Below are 10,472 nucleotides of genomic sequence, written 5' to 3'. Positions count from 1 at the left end.
ACGCCGCACTTTCTGCTAACGCTTTCTCCTTTCGTCTCAGCTCACGTTCTAGTTCTTTAATGCGTTTTTTGTCCGATTGTTGCTCAGCCGTGATCTTGGTGTTTCGCTTATCTTTCACTGTATTCCCAGCAATGCACGCTTGCTTCCATTGCTTTACTTGCTCAGGGTACAACCCTTTTTCTCGGCAATACTGATTCAGATCCGCTTCAGACAAGGCGGCAGTTTCAAGTACGACAGCAAACTTTTCTTCATTGGACCACTTATCTGATGAACTCACTTTTGACTCGCTAAATCCTGATGTGTTGAATTGCTTTTGCCAACTATACAGGGTGGAGAGCTTAATGCCTTCTTGTTCTGCAAACTCACGTCTCGACAATCGGCTTTGGTAGAGTTTTTGTAAAATGGCTTCTTTAAAGGCACTTGAATGTCTTTGGTAATCCACTGGTTTTCACTTACCGTCCCCTGTTTATTTAAAATAACAAATGAGGCGACAACTATCCTGACACAGGGGGTGAGGTTGTCTTCAGAGCTTTTTAAATGCCTTGGGTTGGCTATTTTCTCCCCACTATCGAGTATGGCGAAGTGAGTCAAACCTATGTCGATTCCGGTAATTCTACTCGCTTCGATCTCTTGCGGTGTTGCAGCATGGTTTTGCTGATCATCCACCAAGATTGATGCAAAATACTTACCTGTTACCGTTCGAGTCAATGTGATCGACTTAACTTTGCCTTCAATGAGTCGATGAACCTTGGCCTTAATAGGTGAACACTTTGGCACCTTAATCCCGTTTTCACCCACTGAAATACTGGTGCAGTGATAGCTCGACTGTTTGCCATGCTTAGATTTGAAACGGGGGAATCGAGTCGCCAGCGTTGGGTCAAAGAAATTTTTAAAGGCTTTATCTAAGTAGATCACGGCTTGCTGTAAAGCAATGGAATCATACTGCTTAAGCCACGCATACTTACGGCTCTTTTTGCCTACCGCCAAAAGTGGTTTTAGGTCCTTGAGTGGCGATAAGTTATGGTGCTTTACTTTGTAGAAATGGTTTTTCAAGCCTAGAGCCTTATTCCACACGAAACGCACCGCACCGAACTGCTGATTTAAAAAATCAGCCTGTTCATCGGTTGGGTAGATTCGTACTTTTGTGGCTTTAAGCAATTGGCGTATTCCAATAAGAATCATTCATATATAAACATTATAGGCTTATATACGATTAGCGTAAAATGGAAATGAGAAAAGGTATTCATTGTATTTTTGATCTTCACGCACACTTGGTGTTCTCAACAAAGTACAAAGGAAAAACAGACCTAATTAGAAGCCTATCGGCTTCGCCCTTATATCCCCTGCCTAGAAGTCAGGGGGCTTACGGGCATTATGCTAAAGCAAACGAGTATGCGGCAAATATCTGATCAAAAAAAGCCTCTGCTATGCAACGCTCAAATTATGCGACACTGTTGCATAATTTGAGCTGGCCCCATTGCCTCACCTTAAAACTTCATTTTCACACTTTATCTAACCGGTCTTTTTTCTCTTTTTTTGATTTTATCTTGAGTCTTTGAATTTGTCGTTGTGTTCCAAGGAGTGCGGGGGTATTTTTTGTGTTCAATGCTTAAGTTAATGATGGTCTAAAATGTACCGTCAGTACAATCTTTAAAGGAATTGCTAATTTGAGGTTTCTTATTTCGGAACAATTCGAGCAGGTGCAACAGGGTATCTCTGAGTTAAATGACCTGATTACTCTCGCCCGGTACAAAACAGCCATAGCCTATCCAATTGAACCTACGCTGAAAGGCATGGAAGATGAGGTTTTAGATACCATCACTGTTTCTGAACATGTTGGTAAAAGCGCTTTGGCCTGTGCTGCCGCATCCTATAAAGACCTTTTCATAGAGCCTGAGTTCTCTCAAAAGGTAGTCAGAAGGACGGTAGGGGCCGTCCACCTTAGTACAAGTGACGACCCATCTATTGCCTTGGTGTCTGGGTTAGTTGAGCGTATTAACGAGTCAAAAGACCTGATTAGAAATCATCTAATGACACGCTATAATACAAGCAGTGATAGAAGTAAGGCGTTAAGGCTAGAATGCCCAAGAGTAATGACGCTGCATTTATACCGGCACATTCGATGCTTTAATGATAAGAATGTACTTTCTGCACGATTCTCATGGCAAAGAAAAGACGCTCGGTACAAACCTGACAAGCAAAAGCTAATAGCAAACATGAGCAAGACGCTTGCCCGGACAAATGCGGAAAATCAGGCACTATTGGCCGGGTTGATCAAAAATGTAAGCGATACACCTGAAAGCAAATTGAGGATGAGAAGAGCGGTAGCCGTTCAGCCAGTAGCTAACATTAGTATTGGTGGGTCTATGAAGACGGTAACAGCACCAATGCCTCTGATCTTTGTTCAGAACGAACCGATCATCTTTAAATCGCTGATGGATTTTCACGCTGAAACCGAAAGAAAAACACGGTCAGACAAAAGCTCGTTTACGTCGATTGGTAGTTTCGGCGGAATTGCCATTGAGTGTTGTTCTTAGGCCTTCTTTATCTATAGGCAGATGGTTGGAACAGTCATCTTTCACATGTGAAAGATTTAATCGTATTGCGGTGAAATACCCAATAACAGTCCGAAAGTAGGGCAAATCTTGGAATAAAAGAATGGACGTTTGCCTTATGAGGCACAGCTAGTGAATAGATATTCTTCGCTTGGGACATCAAGCACTAGCAGTAGGAATCTCCGTCATTTAGGAGCGGAGATGATGTCAAAAGACAAAAAGATTATGCGAACATTTTCTGCATAACTAATTCTGGTGTGAATGTATTTTTATCTTCTTGGGATTTAAAGCCTAACAATCGATACACATCACCACCTATACCTGGAATAACCTCACTAGTCTCATTGCTTTTTTCATCATCATAAACTAGTGTCTCGAAAATAAACTTGCTGCTAATTGTCTCTGGAAACTCCATTTTCAGTTTCCTTTCTGCATCAACGTGCATTACAGGAGCAACAACGTAAATTTTCTCAGGTCTCATTATCTCAATCAAATCTGTAAGGTTTGTTTTTACAACGCACGACCCTGAAATCACGGACTTTGTAATAATAAGGTGCTTACACTCTTTAAAACCGTTTTCAACAAACTTTCTTATTATCGGAGCAGTGCTTTGCTGGCCCTTAATAGGAGTTGAGTGATAATTCCAGAAACATGCAAGTTTAATATCTGCAACAGTACCACTAATTGAATCTATAATACCTTTAGACAAGAAATCAGCATCTTCAGCAGTCGAGGCAAGACAAAAAGAATCAGAACTTTCTATCTTTCTTAGTAAACCTTCGGATAGATCTTTGCCGAGTTCATACATCGCAGCTTTGTAGGAAGCAGGAGACACGCCTGACTGTAGCAACGTATCAAGATGTTCAACAAAATCTTCCCTATCGCTATAAACATATTTTCTTGATTTCATTGTAAGACCCCCAATCCGAACAAGTCCTGAAATGTCTCAGGCCTAGCATCCAATATAGTGTTTTCGAATTTTTCAAGATCGCTTTTAGAGAGCGACTTACCACCAGTCGTGAAATTGCCACCACTCGAAGTGTAGCTATAAGTCAAGAATCTCCCAATCACGTTGTAGGAAAAACCAGAGATTTCATCCAAGGTAGACTTAACCTTAGAGTTTAACACAATATTTACCGGATTTATAAGATACTCGGGCTTTATCTGGCGCACTTCATCCATAAGATCAGTGACTTTAATTACATTCGAGCTATGGTTGCTCCATACTCCGGTTATAACCGTATACAACTGTGCCAGCTTATCTATATCAGTCGTGACACATATCTTACCAAGTGTAGACCTTAACTTGTGATTCGCCAATAGAGCCTGATTTATTGAGCCAACAGCCTCAAAGTGAATACATTCAGTATGTGGAGCAATCATACAGGGAATGGATTGGTTAAGCTTTTTAAAAGTAGCTAGATCGCTTAGCGCTAAGAGAGTCAATGAGCTTCGATGTAGGTAACAGGCTATATCCATTTTATATTGAGCTTGAAAGTCCTCTTCAATAGATCTTGTAGTTTTCGCAGATTTACGACCCCATACAATTGAAGGACTATTCTTAAGCTGATAACTAAGTTTCTCATTTCTTGCAGGCTTAAACAGAACAAAATCATCAACGAAACCAGGGAACTGCCCAGCAACTTGCGTTTCTTCATCGGTTTCACCACCAAAGATATCAGCCGCGGTATTGGCTATTATCCATACAGCAAAGTCGGATTCGTATTTACCACCATCATCATTCGCCTTCCCACCGGTCGACTTTCGCTTTAGATAGTCAGCCATATCATCGCCCATACAATGTTTTACATCTTCATAGGTATGCGCATGCAAAACCATTCTTTAACTCCCTCAAAACAAGGCTAAGATTGTATTCTTTAAGCTACCTACATGATAGATTTTTTGCTACATATCTACTGTCTAAAAATTAAAATTAGTGGCATTAACGGCACCAAAAATACATAAAATTTAGCTAGAAAGAGCTTTAGGGCGGGGGGATGTCAATTATTTAGGACTAGTTCGCTTGAATGCTAATGCTATCAACCGCATCACGGCGCTTTTCATCAACATCCACACCATCGAGTCGTTCCAAAGCCCTCTGATCGGCAGGCAAACGATCACCGTCAATATTAAAAACACTTCCACTTCCTGTTAACGAATCCATGCTGATGCCCTCGTCTGGAAATTGACCGTTCTGTTTCAATATAGCCAGCCACTCATCAAGATTTATTTTATCCCAATCGATTTGACTAATCTTATCAAGGGTGATTCCACCACAACTAGGGTTTTTGGCTGAACCAAAATCCTGTCCAAATTGAGGTCGTACTTGCTCTTGGATGATTCTTGATAAAGGAGAATTAAAACAACAGTACGATTCTCTTTTTTCTATACAAACACCCAAAATATCGTCAGCACAATATGAGCCAATATAAGTACAGCTATCGACCGCTCTTTTGGCGTTCATCTCGAACTCTTCCTCCTCACAGGCATAAACCATTTGAATTACCGCTACGGCAGCAACATAAGCACTGTAAACAGACATGGCGGAACCAAGCATAGACATACCTTGCGAGGCCATAGTGTCTGCTGCATTATTAGCGGCAGTTTCCGTCGCCTCCTGAGTCGCTTCTGCTGCGGCGGCATCCGTTGCCGTAGTCTCTGCGGTACTTCCCAAGACATCTTTGAGTACTTCCTTAGACTTCTCTTTTAGTTTTTCAATTAACTCGTCTTTCAGTTCGCCTATCGGCTTAAATGCTTCCTGCACCGAACCAGAGATATTATCCATATAGTTTGTAAACGTGTTGGTCGTCTCTGTCCAAGCGTTAGCGACAGGCTGCCTAATAGTTTGATAGGCGCTTTTTATTACGTTTTCGTTTTCAAGAGCAAGCACTGCTCCATCCAGTTTAGGTACTTGCATGATCATAGCTAAATACTCAACCATGCTTATATTGGATGGTTTTTCACAGCAATCTGCGACACCACCAACGGCTATTTTGCACTCCCCAGCCTTACCGTTAAATGCAGAACAAGTTACATCTTCGTCCCCTGTAGCGCTTCCGTCTTCATTTAAGCCAGTACATGTCATGTCCTGAGTCATAAACTGAGCAGCGTTCAACAACGCCGAGGCTTTTGCAAAATTACCTGTTTGATCTGATGTCTGCGATGGATCAAGACAGTCATCCCCCATACATCGAATAGATCCACCGCACTGATACTCTGTGTTTTTTTGTATGGTGCTTGCTTCTACTGTACTGCCACAGTCCCACTTTTCTTCTTGAACATAACAGTCACCAGAATTTCCTTTAGCACCCTCAACACAAGATGAACTGATAAAGCCACACTGAGGGTTATCTTCAAGCTCTCCACAGGTATCGAGATATCCACCATTATTTTCAGGGCATACATTGTTGCCATTGGCATCGGTATAGCACTCTAAAGTCCCCTTGTAGAAATTATAATCGGCTTCTACTGAAATCCTTTTACAAAGGTTGGAAACGCCGGGAACGGGTGATGGCTTCAAATTAGACGGACAAATCCTTATACCATTTGTGTAAGTACACCCACTTGAGTCTCTAGGATCGTCAATGCAGCTATAGCCGCCGTCAGCAAAACCATCAAGAAGACCATCAACAGACTCTATACAGTTTTGAGGCGACCACTCATCCCTAATTACGGCTTGAGATGGATCATAGTTGACCCTTATCTTACCGAAGCCTTCTCCTGCCCCAGCAACTGATACTCTTATTTTGAAGCGCATAACAGAATTAGGATCAGCGTTTTTGAAGTAGCGAGTCAAATCTACATTAGGGTTTCTGTCCCAGCTAGTACTAAGTTCACACCTACCGCCGGTTTCTGGAGGGAAATTATTGTTTGGGCCTTGCCATACCTTCACTTCTTTACCGGGTTCTCCGACCCAAACCTGCATATAATCGTCCCATTTAGCGCGAACCAATTTGGCGCTGGTTATCGCACTAGGGTTAACAATTTTAACTTCTGTATAAGCCTCATAAATACTGCAATAACCGCCCCAATAGTTATCACCTACTCGACCTATCCATAAATCAGAACATCCACTACCACAAGTGCTGAAATTGTATGGACCGCCATGATGCTTTATTACAGCCGCCTCGTAATCATGAATAATTTCACAAGAGGCGCTTTTATCCAGCACTCTATTGCATATTTCATACTCTGGATTATGCAAGTTCATTGTGATTTCATCGAAAGTCGTATTGGTAGAGCAATCTCCAAAACCTTCTGCGATTACATCAATGTTTTCATACGTCGATTTGGTTAAGTTGAGAACGGGATCGTTAGTGAAATCAGGCTTACTTAGATCAGCGGTATCTAGCAGTACTTTGTATGCTGCACCTGAGATTGATGGATTATCGCTGTTAGCGTCTTCCCACAAGCTGTCTTTCGTGCTGTCACCTACATCGCTCATACTGCCTTCAGAATCATGCAGATCGCCAAGATCGTCAACGTCTGGAGCAGCACCATCGGAAAAGTATTCCGCATAACTATCGCTGTTTGAGCTTGACGTGCCTGGATACAAAGAATCAACACTGAAAGAATTGTCGCTTTCGTACTGAAAGTTCCCATTTTCATCTTTGGTCGGAACAGACATTTGACCGTTCTCAACCTTGGTAGAATTGTTCTTTGCTTCCAAACCTATTTGTTTGGCAAAATTTTGACCTTCAAAACCAGCTTCAGTGATTTCATCTTGAGCCATAGCCAGTAACGGACTTAGGATCATGGTCATGACAAGGTTGATTGCCACTATTTTCTTGGCTATTAATTTTGTTCTCATTGTTCCCTCTGCCAGCAATTAAGTATTACAACAATCGTTCCATCGCCAGATGACATAAATTGGATCTTCACCTACCGCCGGTATGGTTCTAGAAAAGCCCCAAGTCAGAGTAGACTCACCTATTACGTGCGCTGATTCCGTCTCGGGAACAGGATGAAGCATCGTAAATTTGTATTGTGACTTTGGTAGTGTCGGCATAAGGTTGCCGCCACACATAGCCTGATCCCCTACCGTTCCATACGCTAAACCGCGACGGTGTAAAGAGCCTAAGACACGAGCAGACAGAAGGCTGGTATCTCTTATAGTGCCCTTTCCGCCAGTTTGACGACCACTCAAGGGATATATATTCCCCCACGACCCGGCACACCAAAACAATCTATCTATTGGACGGCCAAGCGCTGAAGAAACGGCATCAGCAGTACAAGCAAGAGTAGCGACAGGATTCGCTACTGCGGAAGCCTCCGGGCTTGTGAAGAAGGCCAGTTGATCGTTGTTCCATGTTGGATCTAGCTCTGATAGATACATGATATCCAAATCGGTAAAACCGTCTGGATTACAGCTTTGCTTAACAAACATGTCCAACATTTGTAGAAGAGGAAATGAGTAGTAGTGATAGTGAGTAAATGAGGCATCACTATCATCTTGCTCTCCTTCCCCGTGCTGTCCTTGGTTTGTTATATCGAATGGAAATCTGGTGCCATTTAATACCGATGAACACCCCGGCACTCTCTGAAACTCAACAACCCGAGCTGGTTCCCACATCGAAGTCGTCACGCCGGGCCTAGAAACGCCTTGGTTGTCTTCACACAAACAAAGTGGGCTTTTGACCGCTCCACTAGGCATACGGCCACTACCAGAAACATCAACACCAGCGACACGAAGAGGAAAAATACAACTCCAACATATATCGGTAAGCATTTTTGGCCCGATCACCTCAGCGTTTTGGCAGCCGGAACCTTCTGTATCTGCTGATTCTGCTTTCACCAAAGACCCGCCCAAACAAAGAAGAGCAAAGAGCGAAACCTTTAAAGAAGAACTTAAGAATTTATTCATAATTACATGGCCTAATTTTCAACTTTGTTCTGATCGTACAGTTCTTCAATAGAGAACCGTCTACCTTTTGCCGTAATGACCGATGGCACTCGCTCAAGATGGAACCGTGCCTGTAGATCTGGTGTCAGCAAATAAACAGGAGATTTAAAAGTGTCTGTAGCCTCTTTGTACGAGTCCCACCCAGCCTCTTTATCAAACCGTGTCGCTATGTAGGTGAGTCTGGTAACACCTGCTGTCTCACTGATTCTCACCAGCGATTTTTTGATCAATGCCACCTGCTCTTTATCCAAAGGATCAAAAACAATAACTGCCTGCGTGAATGGCGTTATGTCGAGCGGATTTATAACGTCGCCTTTCGACGCAATGATGGCTCCATTTTCTGCTTTGATGTCATCCGTAATGTAGATGCTTGGATCGATAAGGCGAGTTCGATGTTCGGTCGCTCTCGGTAAAGTTCGAAAGCGTTGGTTTTTCCAGAAATTGTTCTTGGCCGCTTCTTTCTTCTCTTCCCAATCAATCGCGGCAAAACGCTCTTTCATCAACTCTATAAGATCAGGCTCAGAGATTTCCGAGACAGGGCCACGAACCCCTAAGTCACCACGGCCACCCGACTCTATTTGAGACATGACCCAATCATAAGTAGATAGGCCAAACACCTTAGCCACCTCTTTCGGTAACTTATTGAACCCGGTAGTGCTTTCTTCACGAATGACGACAGCTGGCACAACCTCAACTTTGTATTCTTCGAACAAAGATGGATCGATGATGATGTTGGGAACAGGATCGTACTGAACGGCTATTTCTTGTATTTCAAGCATGGCCTCCCCAAGATTTGCCTCTTTTGGTATGCCGCGAAAGACCACAAGTACATCTTGGTTGTGTGAGGCCGTTTCAAAGATATTTTTAAGCCCCTGTTTACCCAACGATCTTGAGGCAAACAGCACGATGTTTTTGTTAGAAAAGTCTTCTTTCGCTTGAGATTGCTCGCTCATTTCCAGCATGGTGCGATTGCTTGACTTTAGACCCTCAGCAAACGCTTTGGCCTCTTCGTAAGACTTCTCCATGAGGTCAGAGTTTTTCTGAAATTCTGAAAGATCAAATTCGCCATTCTCGTTCTTAGAAAGCTTTTTAAAATCATCAACAATCCGTACATCTTCTTCAGTCAAAGAAGGGTTGTTTATAAGGTCTAACGATTTTCCAGACGCAAATGCAGAGGCAAATACAGCAGAAATCAAAACACCTTTAAAAAATTGGATACGCTTTACCGTAGACTTGTTCACTGCTTGCACTTCCCCAATAACGTGAATCAAAACTTCTATCGCTTATCCCCATAAACCAATACTCATCCGCTTTTAGCGTTCTGCTACCCATGTAACTTTCAGGGGACGAATGAAGCGTTTGGGAGTGAGATAAACCATGCCCCTGAAACTCACCATCGACGTAAATATTGTGATTGTCTTTGATTTCTATGAGATCTCCGGGTTCGCCACGAAGGTACTTAACGAGTTGAGTACCATCCTCGTAAATTGGATTTAACCCACTGGATAGAACGACAAATATCTCATCTTTTATAAGCGTCTTATCGTGCTTATCGATTAAGTACACTGTGTAGCCGGGAATGCACTTAACAAGTTGTGTATCGATGCCTATGCTAAAACGGCTCTTAAACACTAACCAAAAAACCGTTATAAGCAGAAAAACGACAGCCGCCTTTACGCCAAAGCGTGACCAGGATTGTCGTTTAACTAGAAAGCTCAAAATAAATCCTCTGGTAGATAAGAATCTTCCGGCGCGGCAACAACGGCCCCCGAATCCAGCACGATATAACCAGCATCCTTTAGCTTATCAATGGCTATCTTTGTTCGTGACATCATATCCTCGACTTGCTCAGGGGTAGCACCGTCCGGGTATTGCATAGCCATCTTTGCAAAATCAACAACAGCGATAGACGGCACTTGTGGAGCCTCATTTTTGTTTTCTAAAGCAAAATAAATGGAAGCCGCACCGACTCCCCCACCCAAAAAAGCCGCCAGTAGAATCGACTTAAAATCCAT

At 42.8% G+C, this 10,472-nt stretch carries 9 protein-coding genes and 1 pseudogene; 1 reads left to right on the top strand and 9 read right to left on the bottom strand.

Annotation, left to right across the window (positions count from 1 at the left end):
• Positions 1–442 (bottom strand): helix-turn-helix domain-containing protein (locus LG368_RS12215; RefSeq protein WP_226755005.1); only part of this gene is annotated, 442 nt, incomplete at its 3' end.
• Between the two features lie 86 nt (positions 443–528).
• Positions 529–1,182 (bottom strand): annotated as a pseudogene (locus tag LG368_RS15495) (RNA-guided endonuclease TnpB family protein); the annotation flags it as partial.
• A 485-nt stretch (positions 1,183–1,667) separates the two neighbouring features.
• Between LG368_RS15495 and LG368_RS12205 the strand changes: the two are divergent.
• A complete protein-coding gene (locus LG368_RS12205) occupies positions 1,668–2,537 on the top strand; it encodes a DNA replication terminus site-binding protein (RefSeq protein ID WP_226755004.1) in 870 nt (289 codons plus the stop codon).
• A 241-nt stretch (positions 2,538–2,778) separates the two neighbouring features.
• Here the strand turns inward: LG368_RS12205 and LG368_RS12200 are convergent, their stop codons facing one another.
• The 7 genes from LG368_RS12200 to LG368_RS12170 form a co-directional block, all read right to left on the bottom strand.
• A complete protein-coding gene (locus LG368_RS12200) occupies positions 2,779–3,465 on the bottom strand; it encodes a hypothetical protein (protein ID WP_226755003.1) in 687 nt (228 codons plus the stop codon).
• Complete coding sequence (locus LG368_RS12195; protein WP_226755002.1) at positions 3,462–4,394, bottom strand: hypothetical protein; 933 nt, start codon at positions 4,392–4,394, stop codon at positions 3,462–3,464. Before LG368_RS12195 ends, LG368_RS12200 begins: the two co-directional genes overlap by 4 nt.
• Positions 4,395–4,569: 175 nt before the next feature.
• Entirely contained in the window at positions 4,570–7,365 is a 2,796-nt protein-coding gene (traN, locus tag LG368_RS12190) for a conjugal transfer mating pair stabilization protein TraN (RefSeq protein ID WP_226755001.1), read from the bottom strand.
• A gap of 18 nt (positions 7,366–7,383) precedes the next feature.
• Entirely contained in the window at positions 7,384–8,283 is a 900-nt protein-coding gene (locus LG368_RS12185; protein ID WP_476703452.1) for a TraU family protein, read from the bottom strand.
• 146 nt (positions 8,284–8,429) lie between these two features.
• The gene (locus LG368_RS12180) at positions 8,430–9,698 is read right to left on the bottom strand and encodes a TrbC family F-type conjugative pilus assembly protein (RefSeq protein WP_226754999.1); all 1,269 of its coding nucleotides are present in this window, start codon (positions 9,696–9,698) and stop codon (positions 8,430–8,432) included.
• Positions 9,661–10,176, bottom strand: coding sequence for a S26 family signal peptidase (locus LG368_RS12175; protein ID WP_226754998.1), 516 nt, complete (start codon positions 10,174–10,176; stop codon positions 9,661–9,663). Before LG368_RS12175 ends, LG368_RS12180 begins: the two co-directional genes overlap by 38 nt.
• On the bottom strand, positions 10,173–10,472 hold the full coding sequence (locus tag LG368_RS12170; RefSeq protein WP_226754997.1) for a hypothetical protein: 300 nt from the start codon (positions 10,470–10,472) through the stop codon (positions 10,173–10,175). Before LG368_RS12170 ends, LG368_RS12175 begins: the two co-directional genes overlap by 4 nt.

Source organism: Marinomonas algarum (assembly GCF_020532605.1).
Lineage (GTDB): Bacteria > Pseudomonadota > Gammaproteobacteria > Pseudomonadales > Marinomonadaceae > Marinomonas > Marinomonas algarum.
This window is presented reverse-complemented; position numbering and strand designations above follow the sequence as displayed.